The sequence below is a fragment of the Pseudomonas oplopanacis genome (assembly GCF_057128725.1).
On sequence record NZ_JBSKHV010000015.1, the window covers coordinates 72,810 to 90,787 of the forward strand.

At 60.7% G+C, this 17,978-nt stretch carries 21 protein-coding genes; 10 read left to right on the forward strand and 11 right to left on the reverse strand.

What is annotated here, in order from left to right:
- Positions 1-34: 34 nt before the first annotated feature.
- Together ACWKV5_RS24590 and ACWKV5_RS24595 are read left to right on the forward strand one after the other, a co-directional pair.
- Positions 35-706 carry a TetR/AcrR family transcriptional regulator gene (locus ACWKV5_RS24590; RefSeq protein ID WP_483843370.1) on the forward strand — a complete coding sequence of 224 codons (672 nt, stop codon included), beginning with the start codon at positions 35-37 and terminating at the stop codon, positions 704-706.
- A gap of 33 nt (positions 707-739) precedes the next feature.
- Positions 740-1,594, forward strand: a complete 855-nt coding sequence (locus tag ACWKV5_RS24595) for a sulfurtransferase (protein ID WP_483843371.1) — start codon at positions 740-742, stop codon at positions 1,592-1,594.
- A gap of 31 nt (positions 1,595-1,625) precedes the next feature.
- On the opposite strand, the gene ACWKV5_RS24600 is transcribed toward ACWKV5_RS24595, so the two are convergent.
- Genes ACWKV5_RS24600 through ACWKV5_RS24620 form a run of 5 tightly spaced genes read right to left on the reverse strand, consistent with a single transcriptional unit; the run spans position 1,626 to position 6,972 of the window.
- Positions 1,626-2,465: an AraC family transcriptional regulator gene (locus ACWKV5_RS24600; protein ID WP_483843372.1), complete on the reverse strand. Its 840-nt coding sequence runs from the start codon at positions 2,463-2,465 to the stop codon at positions 1,626-1,628.
- Between the two features lie 3 nt (positions 2,466-2,468).
- Positions 2,469-3,467 carry a hydrolase gene (locus ACWKV5_RS24605; protein ID WP_483843373.1) on the reverse strand — a complete coding sequence of 333 codons (999 nt, stop codon included), beginning with the start codon at positions 3,465-3,467 and terminating at the stop codon, positions 2,469-2,471.
- A gap of 55 nt (positions 3,468-3,522) precedes the next feature.
- The gene (gene rsmD, locus ACWKV5_RS24610; RefSeq protein WP_033060498.1) at positions 3,523-4,134 is read right to left on the reverse strand and encodes a 16S rRNA (guanine(966)-N(2))-methyltransferase RsmD; all 612 of its coding nucleotides are present in this window, start codon (positions 4,132-4,134) and stop codon (positions 3,523-3,525) included.
- Positions 4,134-5,624 (reverse strand): M16 family metallopeptidase, encoded by a 1,491-nt coding sequence (locus ACWKV5_RS24615; protein ID WP_483843374.1) that lies wholly within the window; start codon positions 5,622-5,624, stop codon positions 4,134-4,136. The genes rsmD and ACWKV5_RS24615 overlap by 1 nt, the downstream gene beginning before the upstream one ends.
- Positions 5,617-6,972: a M16 family metallopeptidase gene (locus ACWKV5_RS24620; protein ID WP_123434745.1), complete on the reverse strand. Its 1,356-nt coding sequence runs from the start codon at positions 6,970-6,972 to the stop codon at positions 5,617-5,619. Before ACWKV5_RS24620 ends, ACWKV5_RS24615 begins: the two co-directional genes overlap by 8 nt.
- A 345-nt stretch (positions 6,973-7,317) precedes the next feature.
- Between ACWKV5_RS24620 and ftsY the strand changes: the two genes are divergently transcribed.
- The 4 genes from ftsY to rpoH all read left to right on the forward strand — a co-directional run bounded on the left by ftsY (position 7,318) and on the right by rpoH (position 11,456).
- Positions 7,318-8,802 (forward strand): signal recognition particle-docking protein FtsY, encoded by a 1,485-nt coding sequence (gene ftsY / locus ACWKV5_RS24625; protein WP_483843375.1) that lies wholly within the window; start codon positions 7,318-7,320, stop codon positions 8,800-8,802.
- Positions 8,799-9,470: a cell division ATP-binding protein FtsE gene (ftsE, locus tag ACWKV5_RS24630; RefSeq protein WP_123434743.1), complete on the forward strand. Its 672-nt coding sequence runs from the start codon at positions 8,799-8,801 to the stop codon at positions 9,468-9,470. Before ftsY ends, ftsE begins: the two co-directional genes overlap by 4 nt.
- The gene (ftsX, locus tag ACWKV5_RS24635) at positions 9,467-10,489 is read left to right on the forward strand and encodes a permease-like cell division protein FtsX (RefSeq protein ID WP_483843376.1); all 1,023 of its coding nucleotides are present in this window, start codon (positions 9,467-9,469) and stop codon (positions 10,487-10,489) included. The genes ftsE and ftsX overlap by 4 nt, the downstream gene beginning before the upstream one ends.
- A 112-nt stretch (positions 10,490-10,601) precedes the next feature.
- The gene (gene rpoH, locus ACWKV5_RS24640) at positions 10,602-11,456 is read left to right on the forward strand and encodes an RNA polymerase sigma factor RpoH (protein WP_007897890.1); all 855 of its coding nucleotides are present in this window, start codon (positions 10,602-10,604) and stop codon (positions 11,454-11,456) included.
- Positions 11,457-11,567: 111 nt separating this feature from the next.
- Here rpoH and mtgA read toward each other — a convergent pair whose 3' ends face one another.
- Positions 11,568-12,290 (reverse strand): monofunctional biosynthetic peptidoglycan transglycosylase, encoded by a 723-nt coding sequence (mtgA, locus tag ACWKV5_RS24645; RefSeq protein WP_027926549.1) that lies wholly within the window; start codon positions 12,288-12,290, stop codon positions 11,568-11,570.
- Positions 12,291-12,364: 74 nt separating this feature from the next.
- Here mtgA and ACWKV5_RS24650 point away from each other — a divergent pair, with 74 nt between their 5' ends.
- The 4 genes from ACWKV5_RS24650 (at position 12,365) to trmB (ending at position 14,617) form a co-directional block, all read left to right on the forward strand.
- Positions 12,365-12,736 carry a DUF423 domain-containing protein gene (locus ACWKV5_RS24650; protein ID WP_483843377.1) on the forward strand — a complete coding sequence of 124 codons (372 nt, stop codon included), beginning with the start codon at positions 12,365-12,367 and terminating at the stop codon, positions 12,734-12,736.
- Between the two features lie 90 nt (positions 12,737-12,826).
- Positions 12,827-13,027 (forward strand): sulfur carrier protein ThiS, encoded by a 201-nt coding sequence (gene thiS / locus ACWKV5_RS24655; protein WP_008026157.1) that lies wholly within the window; start codon positions 12,827-12,829, stop codon positions 13,025-13,027.
- 60 nt (positions 13,028-13,087) lie between these two features.
- Entirely contained in the window at positions 13,088-13,882 is a 795-nt protein-coding gene (locus tag ACWKV5_RS24660; protein ID WP_483843378.1) for a thiazole synthase, read from the forward strand.
- Between the two features lie 9 nt (positions 13,883-13,891).
- The gene (gene trmB, locus ACWKV5_RS24665; RefSeq protein ID WP_483843379.1) at positions 13,892-14,617 is read left to right on the forward strand and encodes a tRNA (guanosine(46)-N7)-methyltransferase TrmB; all 726 of its coding nucleotides are present in this window, start codon (positions 13,892-13,894) and stop codon (positions 14,615-14,617) included.
- 132 nt (positions 14,618-14,749) lie between these two features.
- Here trmB and ACWKV5_RS24670 read toward each other — a convergent pair whose 3' ends face one another.
- From ACWKV5_RS24670 to metW, 5 genes are read right to left on the reverse strand one after another with little or no spacing between them, the layout of a single operon-like run.
- The gene (locus ACWKV5_RS24670) at positions 14,750-15,073 is read right to left on the reverse strand and encodes a DUF3392 domain-containing protein (RefSeq protein WP_140671083.1); all 324 of its coding nucleotides are present in this window, start codon (positions 15,071-15,073) and stop codon (positions 14,750-14,752) included.
- Positions 15,074-15,095: 22 nt separating this feature from the next.
- Positions 15,096-16,301 carry a radical SAM family heme chaperone HemW gene (hemW, locus tag ACWKV5_RS24675; RefSeq protein WP_483843380.1) on the reverse strand — a complete coding sequence of 402 codons (1,206 nt, stop codon included), beginning with the start codon at positions 16,299-16,301 and terminating at the stop codon, positions 15,096-15,098.
- A complete protein-coding gene (rdgB, locus tag ACWKV5_RS24680; protein WP_483843381.1) occupies positions 16,298-16,894 on the reverse strand; it encodes an RdgB/HAM1 family non-canonical purine NTP pyrophosphatase in 597 nt (198 codons plus the stop codon). The genes hemW and rdgB overlap by 4 nt, the downstream gene beginning before the upstream one ends.
- A complete protein-coding gene (locus tag ACWKV5_RS24685) occupies positions 16,891-17,325 on the reverse strand; it encodes a DUF4426 domain-containing protein (protein WP_483843382.1) in 435 nt (144 codons plus the stop codon). Before ACWKV5_RS24685 ends, rdgB begins: the two co-directional genes overlap by 4 nt.
- Before the next feature lie 26 nt (positions 17,326-17,351).
- Complete coding sequence (gene metW, locus ACWKV5_RS24690) at positions 17,352-17,972, reverse strand: methionine biosynthesis protein MetW (RefSeq protein ID WP_027926558.1); 621 nt, start codon at positions 17,970-17,972, stop codon at positions 17,352-17,354.
- Between the last annotated feature and the right edge of the window lie 6 nt (positions 17,973-17,978).

The following is a 17,978-nucleotide window of genomic DNA, read 5'->3' on the forward strand; positions in this document are numbered from 1 at the left end:
GCCTGTCATCGCACTCTGAATTAAAGCTCAAGCCATGGCCCCTCGGATCAAAACCAGCGAGCGCATCGTGCAGAACAGCCTGGAGCTGTTCAATCAGCAGGGTGAGCGCAGCATCAGCACCAACCACATTGCTGCCCACATGGAAATTTCACCGGGCAACCTGTACTACCACTTCCCCAACAAGCAGGCGATCATCGCCGTGTTGTTCAGTGAGTACGAAAGCCTGGTGGACAGCTTCCTGCGCCCGCCTCAGGGGCGTGCCTCGACGGTGGACGACAAGCGCTTCTACCTTCAGGAACTGCTGGCGGCCATGTGGCGCTACCGGTTTTTGCATCGCGATCTCGAGCACTTGCTCGACAGCGATGCGGAACTCGCCGCCCGTTACCGACGGTTTTCCCAGCGCTGCCTGATCCATGGCACGCACATCTACGCGGGCTTCGTCGAAGCCGGCATCCTGCAGATGGACAAGGTCCAGATCGAATCCCTGACGCTGAATGCGTGGATCATCCTGACGTCTTGGGTGCGATTCCTCTGCACCACGCGGGAAAACTCCAATCACCTGAGCGAGCAAGCCATTAAACGGGGCGTGTATCAGGTGCTGGTGCTTGAGGCCGGTTTCGTCACCGATCAGGCGCGCGATGCGGTGGATGCGCTGTACGAAGAGTTTTACGTGCCATTGGCCCAAGCCCTCGAAGAAGTGCAGTAGGATCGAACAACGACTTAGTCACAGGAGCCCGCTATGCCCATTGCGCAACTGATCAGCCCGCAAGCACTGGACCTGAAGAAGGACCAGCCGGGGTTGGTGATTCTCGATTGTCGTTTTGCCCTCGAAGACCCGGATTACGGCCAGCGCAGCTATGCCGAAGGGCACATCGCCGGTTCGAAGTTTGCCGATCTCGAGCGTGATTTGAGCGGGACTGTGGTCAAGGGCGTGACCGGGCGTCATCCGCTGCCTGAAGCGGATGACTTGATTGAGCGCCTGCAAGCGTGGGGCATCAACGCTGACAGCGAAGTGGTTTTGTACGATGACGGCCCCGGTGCCTTTGCGGCGAGGGCCTGGTGGTTGCTGGCGTGGTTGGGCAAGCGTGACGGCGTGTTTATTCTGGATGGCGGGCTCAAGGCCTGGCATGCGGCGGGTTTGCCGCTGAGTCTGGATGCGTGCGACACCAAGCGTGGCACCTTCAGCGGCAAACCGGATAACGCGCTGATCTTGAGTGCGCAACAGCTTGAGCAGCGTCTTGGCCAACCTGAGTTGACCTTGCTCGATGCCCGTGCCTTGCCGCGTTTCAAGGGTGAAGTGGAGCCGATTGATCCAATTGCCGGACACATTCCGGGGGCACAATGTGCGGCATTTACCGACAACCTCGGCGGTGACGGGCGGTTTTTGCCGGCCGATCAACTCAAGCAGCGATTTGCCGCGAAACTCGGTGATCGTTCGCCGGCCGATCTGGTGGCGTACTGCGGGTCTGGCGTAACGGCGTGCCATAACCTGTTTGCGCTGTGCCTGGCGGGTTATCCGTTGGGGGCGTTGTATGCCGGGTCGTGGAGCGAGTGGATCAACGATCCCGCACACGGTATCGCCATCGGCGAATAAACACAGATCCAAATGTGGGAGCGAGCCACGCTCAATCCCTGAGCGATTGCCGGGCACTTCGATACGCGCCCGGCCCCACCCCGTAAACCTGCTTGAACTGCCGACTCAGATGACTCTGATCGGCAAACCCCAATTGCGTGGCCACTTCCAGCGGCAAACACCCGTTCTGCAACAGCGCCCGAGCCTGGGCGATGCGTTGTTGCATCAGCCAGGTGTGCGGTGGCATGCCGGTCGCTCGGCGAAACACCCTGGCGAAGTGAAAGGGCGAAAGATTCACCGCCGCCGCCAGTTCTTCCAGGGATGGTGGCGCCGCCAATCGTGCATGCAGCAATTCCTTGGCCCGTGTCACCGCGCGGTGCTCCTTGCCGGGCTGGCCGGCAATTGGCACGGCCGCGTGTCGTTGCAGCAACGACAACATCATTTCCCGCCACACCGTTTGCTGTTGCAGCGCCGTGGTCGGGCTTTCCAGCAAGCGTTGCAGTTGGCAAAAACCCTTCACGAGGTCGGGGTCGTGGTACAGCGTGGCGCCAAACATGGGCAAGTGACGGGTCGGCAATTCCAGTTCGGCCAACAGCGACAGTAACTGGCCGCTGTCCGGATAAAACGCCCGGTACAGCCAGCCATCCTCGGTGCCTTTGTGGCCGGTGTGCAGTTCATCCGGATTGATCAACACCAAGGTGCCGCTGCCGGCCAGGTGTTCGGCGCCGCGATAGCGATAGCGCTGGGCGCCGGCCATGATCATGCCGATCACATAACCATCGTGCACATGGGGCGCGAAGCGGTGGTCGATGTAACGCGCGGACAGCAACTCGACCCCGGCCAGCGGCGCCGTTTGCCAGAAGCGGATCGACTCGCCCTGATCGACGTCCATCGGCTACTCGCGACCCACGGCGGCCAGCCACTGCGGGATGCGCCGTTCCAGGTAATAACCCGGTTGCCGGAACGAGCCATCGACGAAGCCGACATGCCCGCCCTTGGCCTGTAATTCCAGTTGCGTGCAGGGCGACAATTCATCGGCGTGCGGCAGGCTGTGGGGGAAGACGAAGGGGTCGTCGGCCGCCTGAATGATCAGGGTCGGTGTGCGAATCTCCCCAAGAAAATAGCGGCTCGACGCGCGACGGTAGTAATCGTCGGCATCGATAAAACCATTCAACGGCGCCGTGACCCGGCCATCGAAATCCCAGAAGGTGCGCATGTTCTCCAGCGAGCCCAGCGCCGCCAACGCAGCGAGTCCCTCTTCGCGTCCGTCATGCTGGAACTGGCGCTGTTTGTTCTTGATGTACGCGAGCATCTCGCGCATGAAGTGCGCCTGATAGACCTTGGAAAATCCCTGGCCGATACGATCCGCGCATTGGTCGAGGCGAAACGGCACCGACACCGCGACTGCACCGGCCACGCCGCTGTCACTGCCGGACTCACCCAGGTGCTTGAGCAGGACATTGCCGCCCAGCGAGTAACCCACCACGTACAGCGGCGCCAACGGACGTTTGGCTCGCAGGTGCCGGATGGTTTCGGCGAGGTCTTCACTGGCGCCGGAATGGTAGCTGCGCGCCAACAGATTCGGTTCGCCCGAACAGCCACGCCAGTTCAACGCGACACTGGCCCAGCCTTCGGTGGCGAGGGACTTTTGCACGCCGGCCACATAGGGTGAATTCGACGAGCCGGTCAGCCCGTGCAACACCAGCACCAACGGTGCCGTCGCGCTGTGTGGGCCGTGCCAGTCGAGGTCGAGAAAGTCGCCATCTTCGAGCCACAAGCGTTCGCGCTCGCGTTCGATGTGCGTGGTTTTGCGCCAAAGCGGTCCCCACAAGGTTTGCAAGTGCGGATTGCCAAGGCCCAAGGCGGGGGTGAAGCGGTCTGGCGGATGGGACACGATTGCTCTCGATGCAGCGGTGCGCAACGGGTGCGCACCTTTTCAGGCCGGTCGATTAACCGGCAATCTCTGCCATACGTTGCCACAACGCGTAGTAAACCCGCCCGGATTTCTGCTCACGGTGCAGACGCCAGTTGCCTGGCAAGCCGAGGGACGACGGCGCGTTTTCGCTTTCAGTGTAGATCCAGGCCTCGTCGGCCAGCCACTGACGCTCTTCCAGCAGAGCGCAAACGCCCGGCAGCAGGTTCTGGTTGAACGGCGGGTCGAGGAACACCAGGTCGTACGCCGTGGCGGTCTGGGTTTCCAGATAGCGCAGGGCGTCGGCAGTCTGAATCTGGCCAGTGGTGCAACGCAGTGTACCCAGGTGTTCCTTGATGCTGGCGACCGCGATGTTGCTGGCGTCCAGCGCCTGGCCCATGGCCGCGCCACGGGACAGGGCTTCGAGGAACAGTGCACCGCTGCCGGCGAACGGGTCCAGCACCTTGGCGCCCGCGACATACGGCGCGAGCCAGTTGAACAGGGTTTCACGCACCCGGTCCGGCGTCGGGCGCAGGCCCGGGGCATCGGGGAAGCTCAGCTTTCGGCTGCCCCATTCGCCGCCGATGATGCGCAGTTGATTCACGCCGTTATGGACGTTGTGAACAGGTTTTTTAGGGCGCGTGGCCATTAATGCTCCGGAACCCCGAGCGGCTGCTCGGCAGGTTTATCAGATGGGGCCGGTAACGGCTTTTGTGGCACGGTCGGGCCAGCGCTGACGATGACCATTTTGTCCGTGCTCAAGTGTTTGTTCAGTGCGGTCTTGACCTGGTCGACGGTCAGGCTCTGGGACTCACGCATGAAGTCATCCAGATAATTGAGCGGCAGGTTGTAGAAACCCATGGCACCCAACTGGCCGACGATATCGGCGTTACTGGCGGTGGACAGCGGGAAGCTGCCGGCCAGTTCACGCTTGGCGTCATCGAGTTCTTTTTGCGTCGGGCCGGTTTTAAGGTAGTCGGCCAGCACGTCCTGCACCAGCTTCAGCGTGCCTTCGCTCATCTCGGCGCGGGTCTGCAGGTTGATCATGAACGGGCCGCGCGCCTGCATCGGGGTGAAGCCCGAGTACACGCCATACGCCAGCCCGCGTTTTTCACGCACTTCGCTCATCAGACGGGTGCCGAAACCACCGCCGCCGAGGATCTGGTTGCCCATGGACAGGGCGGCGTAGTCCGGATCGTCACGGTCGATGCCCAGTTGCGCGAGCATCAGGTTGGTTTGCTTGGACGGAAACTCGATGTGGCCGACGCTGGCTTTCGGTTCTTGCGGCTGCGCGATTTTCGCCAGTGCCGGGCCTTTCGGCAGTGCGCTGGAGACTTGCGCGGCAATCGCCTCGGCCTCGGCGCGGGACAAGTCGCCGACCAGCGCAATCACCACGTTGCCGGCGGCGTAGGCTTTCTCGTGGAAGGCTTTGAGCTGAGCTAGCGTGATCGCAGGAACGGTTTTCGCCGTGCCATCGCTGGAGTGCGCGTAAGGGTGATCGCCGTACAAACGGTTCATCAGCTCCAGGCTCGCCAATTTGCCGGGGTTCTGTTTCTGGTATTCGAATCCGGCGAGCATCTGGTTCTTGATGCGCGCGAAAGAGTCGGCGGGGAAGGTCGGTTTGCCGATCACTTCGGAGAACAGCTTCAGGGCCGGTTCACGTTTGTCCTTGGCGCTGAGGCTGCGCAAGGAAGCCAGCGCCATGTCCTTGAATGCGCCGTTGCCGAAGTCAGCGCCCAGGCCTTCGAAACCCTCAGCGATGGCGCCGACATCTTTGCCGGCCACACCTTCGTTGAGCATCGCGTTGGTCAGCACCGCCAGGCCTGGCGCAGTGCCGTCCTGGCTGCTGCCGGCGGCGAAGATCAGGCGCATGTCGAACATCGGCAGCTCGCGAGCTTCGACGAACATCACCTTGGCGCCTTCGGCGGTGTTCCAGGTCTGCACGTCGAGTGTGCGGTGGCTCGGTGCCTTGCCGTCGAGTTCGGTCAGCGATTGCAACTTCTGGCTGGACCTGGCTTTGTCCAGGGCCTCGCTGGCCTTGGACTCATCGGTTCTGGACAAGTAGAAAACGGCGGAGCCGATCAGGGCGACAGCGATCAGGCCGATAAGGGCCAGGCGTGGTTTTTTGCGCTCACTCATGAGTCGTCTCCAGTGGCAGGACATGGGCGACGCTGAGACGTTCGCGGGTGAAATACAGCTTGGCGGCGTTCTGGATGTCTTGCGGGGTCACGCTTTCCAGATCGCTGAGTTCGGTGTCCATCAGTTTCCACGACAGGCCGACGGTTTCCAGTTGGCCGATGGACGTGGCCTGGCTGGTGATCGAATCACGCTCATAGACCAGACCGGCAATCACTTGAGCTCGAACGCGCTCCAGTTCTTCGGCGGACGGCGCAGTGGTTTTCAGCTGTTCAAGCAGCTTCCACAGACCGGCTTCGGCCTGGGCCATGGTTTTCTTTTTCTGCGTGTTCGGCGTGGCCGACAAGGTGAACAGGCTGTCGCCACGGGTGTAGGCGTCGTAGCTCGACGAACCGCCAGACACCAGCTCTTCGCCGCGCTCCAGTTGCGCCGGGATGCGACCGCTGTAGCCGCCGTCGAGCAGGGCCGAGATCAGGCGCAAGGCATTCACCGAGCGTTTGTCTTCGGCGGTGGCAATGCTTGGCACGTTGAAGCCCAGCATCAGGCTCGGCAATTGGGTTTGCACGTGCAGGGTGATCAGGCGCTCGCCAGGCTCGGCCAGTTCCAGCGGGATTTTCGCCGGGGGCACGTCGCGCTTGGCGATCGGGCCGAAATAACGCTGGGCCAAGGCCTTGACCTCGTCCGGGGTCACGTCACCGACCACCACCAGCGTGGCGTTATTCGGCACGTACCAGGATTGGTACCAGTGACGCAGTTCTTCGACTTTCATGCGGTCCAGGTCCGCCATCCAGCCGATGGTCGGCGTGTGGTAGCCGCTGGCCGGGTAAGCCATCGCCTTGAAGCGCTCGTAGGCCTTGGACATCGGTTTGTCGTCGGTGCGCAGGCGACGTTCTTCTTTAATGACTTCGATCTCGCGGGTGAACTCGTCAGCCGGCAGGCGCAGGCTGGCCATGCGGTCGGCTTCCAGTTCGAAGGCCACGCCCAGACGGTCGCGGGCCAGTACCTGGTAGTAGGCGGTGAAATCGTCGCTGGTGAACGCGTTCTCTTCGGCGCCGAGATCACGCAGGATCAGCGAGGCTTCGCCGGGGCCGACTTTCTCGCTGCCCTTGAACATCATGTGTTCCAGTGCGTGGGAAAGACCGGTCTGACCCGGTGTTTCATAGCTGGAGCCGACCTTGTACCAGACCTGGGACACCACCACCGGCGCACGATGGTCTTCGCGCACGATAACTTTCAAGCCGTTATCGAGGGTGAATTCGTGGGTGGGTTGTGGATCGGCAGCCAAGGCTGACAGTGGCAGACAAACTGTGCTGAGCAGCAGGCCTGCAGCGCGGCGGGCTAGAGCATTCATTCGTTTTTTAAACCTGTTGGGCTGCCCGCTTGGTCTTAGCGTCAGCGGGCGAGAGGGTGCTAGGATAACGGTCCGTTTTACTGGCGGCCACGCCTATCAGGCCTTTGATCGGTCTGCAGGTTGTTTGGGTTTGCGGCGCAAGCTATGAGTTTGACAGCTAAACTCTGCGTTTTCGCCGACGATGCCGTTCCAGTCCTTCGTATTAGTCGACCTTTGGGGTGCGAGTTGCACCTCGACAAAATGTTGCGCGTGAACAAGCTGGATCAATCGCAGTCTGTTCTGCATCGAATATTTATTTGCCGAGGCGCTCTTTGGCGCGTCGCTACCGTGAGATAGCCGTCCTCCATGTTTGGTTCCAACGACGACAAGAAAGCCCCAGCTGCGGCTGGCGAGAAGAAAAGCCTGTTCGGATGGCTGCGCAAAAAGCCGCAGGAAACCGTCGTCGAACAGCCACAGCCACTTTCCGAGCCCGCGCCGGCGCCGGTAATAGAAGAAGAGCTCGCGCCGATTGTCTTGCCGATCGCCGAGCCGGTGCTGCAACCGGTGGTCGAGCCTGATCATGTTGCCGAAGCCGTTGCACAACCCACCCTGACCCCGATTGCCGAGCCCTGGCTGACGCTGCCAGTGGCCGAAGAGCCGGTTGCCCTCGTTGAAGACGAGTTGGCACCGCACATTACGCCGCCGATTCCAGCTCCGATTGCGTTTGTGCCGGAGCCTGTTCAGGTTCCGGTGGTTGAACCGGTTATAGCGCCAGTAGTTGTGACCGAACCTGAACCGGTTGTTGCAGAACCGTTGGTTCCTGCTTTCGTTGCTCCGGTTGCTCCGGTTGTCCAGGCACCAGCACCAGTCGTCGCGCCCTTAGAAACGCCCGTAGAGCCGCCGCGTACTGAAGAATCCAAAGCCGGCTTCTTCGCCCGTCTCAAGCAAGGCCTGTCCAAGACCAGCGCCAGCATTGGCGAAGGCATGGCCAGTTTGTTCCTGGGCAGAAAGGCCATCGATGACGAACTGCTCGAAGACCTCGAAACCCGCCTGCTGACCGCCGACGTTGGCGTCGAAGCCACGTCGGTGATCATCCAGCGCCTGACCCAAAAGGTCGCGCGCAAGGAACTGGCCGATTCCGATGCCCTGTACAAATCCCTGCAAGCCGAGCTGGCTGCCATGCTCAAGCCGGTCGAGCAGCCGTTGAAAATCACCTCGCAGAACAAGCCGTTCGTGATTCTGGTGGTGGGCGTCAATGGCGCCGGCAAGACCACCACCATCGGCAAGCTGGCGAAGAAGCTGCAACTTGAAGGCAAGAAAGTCATGCTCGCGGCCGGTGACACCTTCCGTGCTGCAGCGGTCGAGCAATTGCAGGTCTGGGGCGAACGCAACAAGATCCCGGTCATCGCCCAGCACACCGGCGCCGACTCGGCTTCGGTTATCTTCGATGCCGTGCAGGCCGCCAAGGCCCGTGGCATTGATGTGCTGATCGCGGACACCGCCGGTCGTCTGCACACCAAAGACAACTTGATGGAAGAGCTGAAGAAAGTTCGCCGGGTAATCAGCAAGCTCGACGCCGATGCGCCGCACGAAGTGCTGTTGGTGCTCGATGCCGGCACCGGCCAGAACGCTATCAGCCAGGCTAAACAATTCAACCAGACCGTCGAACTGACTGGCCTGGCGCTGACCAAGCTCGACGGCACCGCCAAGGGTGGGGTGATTTTTGCCCTGGCCAAGCAGTTTGGCCTGCCGATTCGCTACATCGGCGTCGGGGAAGGCATCGACGATTTGCGTACTTTTGAAGCAGAACCCTTTGTCCAGGCACTGTTTGCCGAGCGGGAGCGTTCATGATTCGTTTCGAACAGGTCGGTAAACGCTACCCGAACGGTCACGTCGGCTTGCATGAGCTGAGCTTTCGAGTCCGTCGGGGCGAATTCTTGTTTGTGACCGGCCACTCCGGCGCCGGTAAAAGCACCTTGTTGCGCCTGTTGCTGGCGATGGAGCGTCCGACCACCGGCAAATTGCTGCTGGCCGGCCAGGACCTCGCCACCATCAGCAATGCGCAGATTCCTTACCTGCGCCGGCAGATCGGCGTGGTGTTCCAGAATCACCAGTTGCTGTTCGATCGCACGGTGTTCAACAACGTCGCGCTGCCCTTGCAGATCCTGGGTCTGTCGAAGGCCGAGATCGTCAAGCGCGTGGATTCGGCCCTGGAACGCGTGGCGCTCTCGGACAAAACCGATTTGTACCCGGGCGACCTGTCCACCGGTCAACAACAGCGCGTCGGCATCGCCCGCGCCATCGTTCACCGCCCGGCCTTGCTGCTGGCGGACGAACCGACCGGTAACCTCGACCCGCGCCTGGCCGCCGAAATCATGGGTGTGTTCGAAGACATCAACCGCCTGGGCACGAGTGTGCTGATCGCCAGTCACGATTTGGCGCTGATCGCCCGTATGCGTCACCGCATGCTGACCCTGCAACGTGGCCGATTGATCGGCGACGGGGAGGCTGCCGAATGAGCGCGACCCGCAGCCCCAAAGTTGCCGAGCGTGTAGCCCCGAAGGCCGCCGATCCGCAACCGCAGAAGAAAAAACGTGACGATGACGACGGCCCGGACTTCGCGACGTTGTTTCGCGCCTGGGTTGAAAGCCACCGCGCCAGTCTGCTGGACAGCTTGCGTCGCTTGGGCAAGCAGCCGATTGGCAGCTTTTTCACCTGCATGGTGATGGCCGTTGCGCTGAGTTTGCCGATGGGCCTGTCACTTTTGCTAAGTAACGTCGAGCGTCTGGGCGGGTCTTGGCAGCGTGCAGCGCAGATTTCCCTGTACCTGCAACTGGAAGCCAGTCCTGAACAGGGTGAGGCGCTGCGCGAGCAGATCAAAGGCATGCCAGGCGTAGCTGATGCGGAATATGTCGGACGCGACCAGGCGCTGGAAGAGTTTCAGCAGCAGTCCGGCCTGGGCGAGGCACTGAAGGAGTTGCCGGAAAACCCGCTGCCTGGCGTGGTCCTGGTGACGCCGAACGAAGTCGACAAGCCCGCGCTTGAAGCATTAAGACAAAAACTATCCGAGCTGCCGAAGGTACAACAGGCGCAACTTGATCTAGTCTGGGTCGAGCGTCTGGCAGCCATCCTCAAGCTGGGTGACCGTTTTGTCTTCGGTCTGACCGTGCTTCTGGTTTCTGCATTACTTTTGGTGATAGGCAATACCATTCGTCTTCATATTGAAAACCGCCGCACAGAGATAGAAGTGATTAAACTCGTCGGCGGCACGGACAGCTATGTGCGCAGGCCCTTTCTATATATGGGCGCGCTGTATGGCTTCGGTGCGGGGATGCTGTCTTGGGGCGTACTGGCGTTCGGCCTGAACTGGCTGAACGACGCGGTGGTTGGGCTGGCCGGTTTGTACGGCAGTGATTTCGCGCTGGCCGGAGTGCCAGTTGCCGACGGTCTGTCTCTCTTGCTTGGCGCGGTGCTGTTGGGGTATATCGGTGCATGGATTGCAGTCGCACGCCACCTGAGGGAGCTTGCGCCTAAGTAGTATCATTTTGCTCGTATTGACCTTTCAGCGTTTATGGGAACTTGTCTTTCGGTTTCCGGTCAATTTTCGCAGTGCTGAACTGCACGAGTTTGTAAGTCGGAGGTTTTGTCGTATGACCAATTCTTTGCAACCTGCATATGCTCTGGTCCCGGGTGCGAACCTGGAGGCCTATGTGCACACCGTGAACAGCATTCCATTGCTGACGCCGGAGCAGGAGCGTGAACTGGCCGAGAGTCTCTATTATGAGCAGGATTTGGGGGCGGCTCGGCAGATGGTGCTCGCCCACCTGCGTTTTGTTGTACATATCGCCCGTAGCTATTCCGGCTACGGTCTGGCTCAGGCTGACCTGATCCAGGAAGGTAACGTCGGCCTGATGAAGGCCGTGAAGCGCTTCAACCCGGAAATGGGTGTGCGTCTGGTGTCGTTTGCTGTGCACTGGATCAAGGCGGAAATTCACGAGTTCATCCTGCGCAACTGGCGCATTGTGAAAGTCGCGACCACCAAGGCCCAGCGCAAGCTGTTCTTCAACCTGCGCAGCCAGAAGAAACGCCTGGCGTGGCTGAACAACGAGGAAGTCCACCGTGTGGCGGAAAGCCTCGGTGTAGAGCCTCGGGAAGTGCGCGAGATGGAAAGTCGCCTGACCGGCCATGACATGGCTTTCGACCCGGCCGCAGAAGCGGACGACGACAGTGCTTTCCAGTCGCCAGCCAATTATCTGGAAGACCACCGGTACGACCCGGCGCGTCAGCTGGAAGACGCAGACTGGAGCGACAACTCCAACCACAACCTGCACGAAGCGCTGGAAGTGCTGGACGACCGCAGCCGTGACATCCTTTATCAGCGCTGGTTGGCTGAAGAGAAAGCCACGCTGCACGACCTGGCGCAGAAGTACAACGTGTCGGCCGAGCGTATCCGTCAGCTTGAGAAGAGCGCGATGAACAAGCTCAAGCTGTCGATCGCGGCATAACCTGCGAACCGGCAATAAAAAACGCCCCGATCATTGATCGGGGCGTTTTTGTTTGTGCCCGGTTTTCTGCAACACCACAGAGGATTTTCAGTGTTCGGGAATTGTGTTCGGCTACTGGGCCCAAGGCGCCCGCCGCGAATCATTGAGGCCCAGCAGATAACTGTCACCCCCCAACTGACTCATCTGCTGCCGAATCCACCCGGCCCGTCGAGCGACGTAGTTGGTCGGATGGCTCGCGCTCCACACTCTTGGGTTGGGCAACACGGCAGCCAGCAAGCTCGATTGCTGACGGCTCAGGCTTTTAGCGCTCACGCCAAAGTGATGCCGCGCCGCAGCTTCCGCCCCAAAAACCCCGTCATCCCACTCAACACTGTTGAGGTACACCTCAAGAATCCGCTGCTTGGGCCAGAACACTTCGATCAATCCAGTGAACCAGGCTTCCAGGCCCTTGCGCAGCCAACTGCGTCCCGACCATAAAAACAGGTTCTTCGACACCTGTTGGCTCAGCGTGCTGGCGCCACGAATCGAGCCGCCCAGCTCGTTATGAGCCAGTGCCGCCTGAATCGCCCCGAAGTCAAAACCCCAGTGCTCCGGGAATTTCTGATCCTCACCGGCAATCACCGCGACTTTCAGGTCGTCGGAGATTTCATCCCACGGCTTCCAGGTCCGTTGCAGGTCGATCGGCTCGCCGTCGAACCAGGATTCGATCTTGCGTTCGACCATCAACGCCGTTCCCGGCGGCGGCACCACGCGAAAGATCAGCACCAGCAAGACGCTGCCGCCCGCGAACCAGAGCACGGCCTTGGTGAATCGTCGTAAAAATATACGCAGCATAGAGATGGCTTGGCCGAACCCGTTGAGCGGGCCATTATACAGACCCTGTTGATCGAGTCTGACTGGAGTTCTTCATGCTGCGTGGCTTTTTGATGCTGGCCGCTTTCTTCGGCTTCACGGGCGTTGCCCTCGGCGCGTTCGCCGCGCATGGCCTGAAAAACCGTCTGACCCCCGAATATCTGGCCATTTTCCACACCAGCGTCACTTACCAACTGGTGCACACCCTGGCGTTGCTGGGCGTAGCGCTGCTGGCCACGCAGATATCCGGGCGTTTGATCACCTGGGCCGGAGCCTCGTTTGCCATCGGCATCCTGCTGTTTTCCGGCAGTCTGTACCTGCTGACCCTGACCGGCATCAGCAAGCTCGGAATCATTACGCCCTTCGGCGGGCTCGCATTCCTGGTGGGCTGGGCGTGCCTGGGGCTTGCCGCCTGGCGGTTGAGCTGACCGGGTGGTCCATTTCATGACGAATGGCTTGGGTCGCCAAGACTGATCGGGCTAGAATGCCAGCCCCTAAAAATGATGGCGGCATTCGGCATGCGCATTCAGTTGAACGGCGAATCCCTTGAACTGCCCGACGGTGAAACCGTTGCGGCCCTGCTGACCCGTCTGGAACTGACCGGACGCCGGGTGGCGGTCGAGCTCAATCTGGATATCGTCCCGCGCAGTCAGCATGCCGACACCACGCTGAACGACGGCGACAGTGTCGAAGTCGTTCACGCCATCGGCGGCGGCTAGCCTCCCGGCCCGCAAGGGCCCAGAATTCTGCAAGAACCTCACCCCTACAGAGGATTTCCCATGAGCATCGTTCGTAGCGACAAGCCCTTCGTCCTGGCCGGTCGTACTTACCAGTCGCGTTTGCTGGTAGGCACCGGCAAGTACCGCGACATGGAAGAAACCCGCCTGGCCATCGAAGCCTCGGGCGCCGAGATCGTCACCTTCGCCGTGCGCCGCACCAACCTCGGCCAGACCCCGGGCGAACCGAACCTGCTCGAAGTCCTGTCGCCGGATCGCTACACCTTCCTGCCGAACACCGCCGGTTGCTTCGACGCTACCGAGGCCGTGCGCACTTGTCGCTTGGCCCGTGAGCTGCTCGGCGGCCACAACCTGGTGAAGCTGGAAGTGCTGGCCGACCAGAAAACCCTGTTCCCCAACGTGATCGAAACCCTCAAGGCCGCCGAAGTGCTGGTCAAGGAAGGCTTCGACGTGATGGTCTACACCAGCGATGACCCGATCATCGCTCGTCAACTGGCGGAAATCGGCGTTATCGCGGTGATGCCGCTGGCCGGTCTGATCGGCACGGGCCTGGGGATCTGCAACCCGTACAACCTGCAGATCATCCTCGAAGAAGCCAAGATCCCTGTGCTGGTGGATGCCGGTGTCGGCACCGCCTCCGACGCCACCATCGCCATGGAACTGGGTTGCGAAGCGGTGCTGATGAACTCGGCCATCGCCCACGCCCAGCAGCCGATCATGATGGCTGAAGCCATGAAACACGCCATCGTTGCAGGTCGTTTGGCCTACCTCGCCGGCCGCATGCCGAAAAAACTCTATGCCAGCGCCTCCTCGCCGCTGGATGGTCTGATCAAGTAAGAGCCATTGATGACTGAATCAAACAAAACGCCTATCCAGCCGGAAGAAGGCGAAGAGCGCCAACACCGCCGCATCAAGAGCTTTGTGATGCGCGCCGGGCGCATGACCGAAGGCCAGCAAAAAGGTCTGGAGCAGGGCACGCCGCTGTTCGTGTTGCCTCTGGCCGATGCGCCGGTGGACTTCGATCAGGTGTTCGGTCGTTCGGCACCGCGCTCGCTGGAAATCGGTTTCGGCATGGGCCATTCGCTGCTGGAAATGGCGGCAGCCTCGCCGGAACAGGATTTCATTGGCGTGGAAGTTCACCGTCCGGGTGTCGGCGCGCTGCTCAATGGCGTGCTGACGCAGGGCCTGACTAACCTGCGGGTCTACGATTGCGACGCGATCGAAGTGCTCAACCGCTGCATCGCCGATAACAGCCTCGATCGCCTGATGCTGTTTTTCCCGGACCCTTGGCACAAGAGCCGTCACCACAAGCGCCGTATCGTTCAGGCATCGTTCGCTGAACTGGTGCGCAGCAAGTTGAAGGTCGGCGGTGTGCTGCACATGGCCACCGACTGGGAGCCGTACGCCGAGTACATGCTGGAAGTGATGAACGTCGCGCCGGGTTATCGCAACCTCGCCGAAGACGGCAAGTGCGTACCGCGCCCGACCGAACGCCCGATCACCAAGTTCGAACGCCGCGGCGAACGTCTTGGGCACGGCGTGTGGGACCTGAAGTTCGAAAAGCAGTCCTAAGCCTTATCGCAATAAAAACTGTGGGAGCGAGCCTGCTCGCGAAAGCGGTCTGACAGTCAACAGAGATGTTGGATGTTATGGCTTCTTCGCGAGCAGGCTCGCTCCCACATTTGTTTTGCGTTGGGTTTGGCATCAGCGGCGGTCAGCGACCACGCCGATCAGCACCAGCACCACCAACAACACCGGCGCCAGGCTGTAGTTGTTGAACTGGCTCAGGCCGCGAACAACCCACGGCGTGGCGTAGATCAACGCGGCGCCGCTGCCGACCATGCACAACAGGGCCATCAGCGGGACGCGCAGGGCACCGGCGATGCTGCCCAGGCGTTGCTCGACCCAGGTCTTGAAATCCGAACCGAACAGCACCAGCAGACAGCCCACCAAAGCCAGGGCGATTTCCGACAGGTTACTGCGGCTCCAGCGGGACACGGTGGCGAGCAGGTCGAGTATCAAATCCATTCGTTTTCCCTTAAGGCTGAAATCAGCTCAGAAATGTCTGCAGCAAGTCATTGAGAAACAGCTGTCCGCGCTCGGTGGCCGCCAGACGTGACGGTTCGACCTGCAACAAGCCACTTTGTTCGGCTTCGCGGCGGTGTTCGGCGAGGCTTTCCAGGGTCATCCCGGTGCGTTCCGGATACAGCCGCGATTCGACGCCCTCGGTCAGGCGCAGCGCGTTCATCAGGAACTCGAACGGCATCTCATCGTTGGTCAGTGCTTTCTCGCCGGCCTTGAAGCTTTTCGCCGGGTTGAGATAGTCCTTGGGCAGGCGGGTCTTCCAGGTGCGCACGATGCGCCCGTCCGGATGACTGAGCTTGCCGTGGGCGCCAGCGCCGATGCCGATGAAGTCACCGAAGCTCCAGTAATTGAGGTTATGCCGCGCCGGGCGACCCGGTTGCGCATAAGCCGAGACTTCGTATTGTGCGTAACCGTGATCGGCGAGCAGCGCCTGACCCGCTTCCTGAATGTCCCACAACGTGTCGTCTTCCGGCAGCGTCGGCGGCTGGTTCCAGAACACCGTGTTCGGCTCCAGCGTCAGCTGATACCAGGACAGGTGCGTCGGTTTCAGGGCGATGGCTGTACGCAGGTCGTTCAGGGCATCTTCCAGCGACTGATCGGGCAAGCCGTGCATCAAGTCCAGGTTGAAGTTATCAAACCCGGCCTGACGCGCCATGCCGGCGGCACGTACTGCTTCGTCACCGTTGTGAATCCGCCCCAGCGCCTTGAGTTTCTCTTCCTGAAAGCTCTGGATGCCAATCGACAGGCGATTGATCCCCAGTTTCCGGTACGCCACGAACTTGTCTTGCTCGAACGTCCCCGGATTGGCTTCCAGGGTGATTTCGATGTCGCTGGCAAACGGAATGCGTTGCTCGACGCCTTTGAGCAAACGGCCCAAGGCCTCGGCGCTGAACAGGCTCGGGGTGCCGCCGCCAAAGAAGATCGAGCTCAGTTCACGGCCGTACACCGCGTGCAGGTCCTGATCGAGGTCGGCGAGCAAGGCGTCGACGTACTCTTCTTCCGGCAACACCGGGCTGGCGGTGTGGGAGTTGAAGTCGCAATATGGGCATTTACGCACACACCACGGAATGTGGATGTACAGCGCCAAGGGCGGCAGCACTGGCAGTGCCGCCCGTGGCGATTGGGCGTCGCCGCCGTAGATCAGCGGAGACGCGGATGAGTCGTGGGTCATTTCAGGCCCAGACGCTGGCGCAGCAGATCCATTGCACGGGCGCGGTGGCTGATCTGGTTCTTGTCGCTCGGGCTCAGCTCGGCGCTGGAGCAATCGCGCTCCGGGACCCAGAACAGCGGGTCGTAACCAAACCCGTGCTCGCCACTGGCGGCCCGCAGGATACGCCCGTGCCACAGGCCTTCGCAGAGGATCGGCAACGGATCATCGGCATGGCGAACCAGCGCGAGGACGCAGACGAACTGCGCGCCGCGTTCGGCTTCCGGCACGTCTTTCAACGCGTCGAGCAGTTTGGCGTTGTTCGCCGCATCGCCCTTGCCGTCAGCATAACGAGCCGAATAGATACCCGGCGCACCGCCGAGGAAATCCACTGCCAGCCCGGAGTCGTCGGCCAGCGCCGGTAAACCGGAAATGCGCGCGGCGTTGCGGGCCTTGAGAATGGCGTTCTCGACGAACGACAGGCCGGTTTCTTCAGGCTCGACAGTGCTGAACTCGCCGATTGAGCGCAGTTGCACCGAGTCACCGAGCATGGCCTGGAGTTCCTTGAGTTTGCCGGCGTTATGGCTGGCCAGTACGAGTTGCGTGAAGTTGATCATTCGCCGGGGAAAAGCTCTTGGTTGAAATTGATGGTGTTGATTTTGTCACCGTTCTGCACCTTGATTTCGAAGGTGCGGATTTCCTGCTGATCCACCGGGTATTGGGCGATGTAGTAAATCGCGCCCTGTTCGGTGATCTGTTTGAAGTTCAACGGCACGGTCTGGCTGGTCAGGTCTTTGACCGAACCGTTCACTTCAGCGGTCAGCGGCTTGCCGTCCTTGATCACGGAGACATTGATCACACCCTGGTTCTTGCTTCGGGTCAGACCGGCCGCTTTAGCGATGTCCGGAGTCAGGTACGTGGAGTTGAAGGTGTTGTAGTGCACCGTCGTGTCGCCGAAGGTTTCCTGGCGTTCGCCCTTGATGACGTCAGCGGCCATGGCGGTGACGCTCAGGCAGGCAGTAAGTACAAACAGCGCTAGACGACCCATGTTCGTTCTCCTTGGAATGTCGTGGTTCAGACCGCGACCTTGTGATCCTGCAGCCCGGGGCTGCTGACGCGGTAAATACCGATCTCACCTAACAGATTAGGCCATAGCTTACTGGCCCACCCGTGCCGATGCTGTTGATCCACGGCAAGCCGATCAATGACCTTGGCTTCACGTTCGCGACACAACGCCTCAAAGTCTTCAAAAGTACAGAAGTGGATGTTCGGCGTGTTGTACCAGGTGTACGGCAGAAACTCGGAAACCGGCATCCGGCCCTTGCTCGCCAGGTACCAGCGGCAGCGCCAGTGACCGAAGTTGGGGAAGGTGATGATGCACTGGCGACCGACCCGCAGCATTTCGTCGAGGATCTTGTCCGGGTAATGCACGGCTTGCAGCGCCTGGGTCATGACCACGATATCGAAGCTGTTGCTGGCAAAGTTGCCGAGGCCCTTGTCCAGGTCCTGCTCGATGACGTTGATGCCCTTGGCCACGCACTCGGCGATGTTGTCCGGGTCGTTTTCCAGGCCATAGCCAGTCACTTGCTTGTTGTCGCGCAGCCAGGTCAGCAGTTCGCCATCACCGCAACCGAGGTCGAGCACGCGGCTGCCGGCGGGGATCCATTCCTGGATGATTTCCAGATCAGCTCTCATGGCTTT

Bases quoted from the DNA above. Each gene is read 5' to 3' on its own strand.
- ACWKV5_RS24660 (WP_483843378.1), top strand. From the start codon at position 13,088: ATGAGCATCGTTCGTAGCGACAAGCCCTTCGTCCTGGCCGGTCGTACT.
- mtgA (WP_027926549.1), bottom strand. From the start codon at position 12,290: ATGCTGCGTATATTTTTACGACGATTCACCAAGGCCGTGCTCTGGTTC.
- ACWKV5_RS24615 (WP_483843374.1), bottom strand. From the start codon at position 5,624: ATGAGTGAGCGCAAAAAACCACGCCTGGCCCTTATCGGCCTGATCGCT.
- thiS (WP_008026157.1), top strand. From the start codon at position 12,827: ATGCGCATTCAGTTGAACGGCGAATCCCTTGAACTGCCCGACGGTGAA.
- metW (WP_027926558.1), bottom strand. From the start codon at position 17,972: ATGAGAGCTGATCTGGAAATCATCCAGGAATGGATCCCCGCCGGCAGC.
- ACWKV5_RS24620 (WP_123434745.1), bottom strand. From the start codon at position 6,972: ATGAATGCTCTAGCCCGCCGCGCTGCAGGCCTGCTGCTCAGCACAGTT.
- rpoH (WP_007897890.1), top strand. From the start codon at position 10,602: ATGACCAATTCTTTGCAACCTGCATATGCTCTGGTCCCGGGTGCGAAC.
- trmB (WP_483843379.1), top strand. From the start codon at position 13,892: ATGACTGAATCAAACAAAACGCCTATCCAGCCGGAAGAAGGCGAAGAG.
- ftsY (WP_483843375.1), top strand. From the start codon at position 7,318: ATGTTTGGTTCCAACGACGACAAGAAAGCCCCAGCTGCGGCTGGCGAG.
- ftsE (WP_123434743.1), top strand. From the start codon at position 8,799: ATGATTCGTTTCGAACAGGTCGGTAAACGCTACCCGAACGGTCACGTC.
- rdgB (WP_483843381.1), bottom strand. From the start codon at position 16,894: ATGATCAACTTCACGCAACTCGTACTGGCCAGCCATAACGCCGGCAAA.
- hemW (WP_483843380.1), bottom strand. From the start codon at position 16,301: ATGACCCACGACTCATCCGCGTCTCCGCTGATCTACGGCGGCGACGCC.
- ACWKV5_RS24650 (WP_483843377.1), top strand. From the start codon at position 12,365: ATGCTGCGTGGCTTTTTGATGCTGGCCGCTTTCTTCGGCTTCACGGGC.
- ACWKV5_RS24600 (WP_483843372.1), bottom strand. From the start codon at position 2,465: ATGGACGTCGATCAGGGCGAGTCGATCCGCTTCTGGCAAACGGCGCCG.
- ACWKV5_RS24595 (WP_483843371.1), top strand. From the start codon at position 740: ATGCCCATTGCGCAACTGATCAGCCCGCAAGCACTGGACCTGAAGAAG.
- ACWKV5_RS24685 (WP_483843382.1), bottom strand. From the start codon at position 17,325: ATGGGTCGTCTAGCGCTGTTTGTACTTACTGCCTGCCTGAGCGTCACC.
- ACWKV5_RS24670 (WP_140671083.1), bottom strand. From the start codon at position 15,073: ATGGATTTGATACTCGACCTGCTCGCCACCGTGTCCCGCTGGAGCCGC.
- ACWKV5_RS24590 (WP_483843370.1), top strand. From the start codon at position 35: ATGGCCCCTCGGATCAAAACCAGCGAGCGCATCGTGCAGAACAGCCTG.
- ftsX (WP_483843376.1), top strand. From the start codon at position 9,467: ATGAGCGCGACCCGCAGCCCCAAAGTTGCCGAGCGTGTAGCCCCGAAG.
- rsmD (WP_033060498.1), bottom strand. From the start codon at position 4,134: ATGGCCACGCGCCCTAAAAAACCTGTTCACAACGTCCATAACGGCGTG.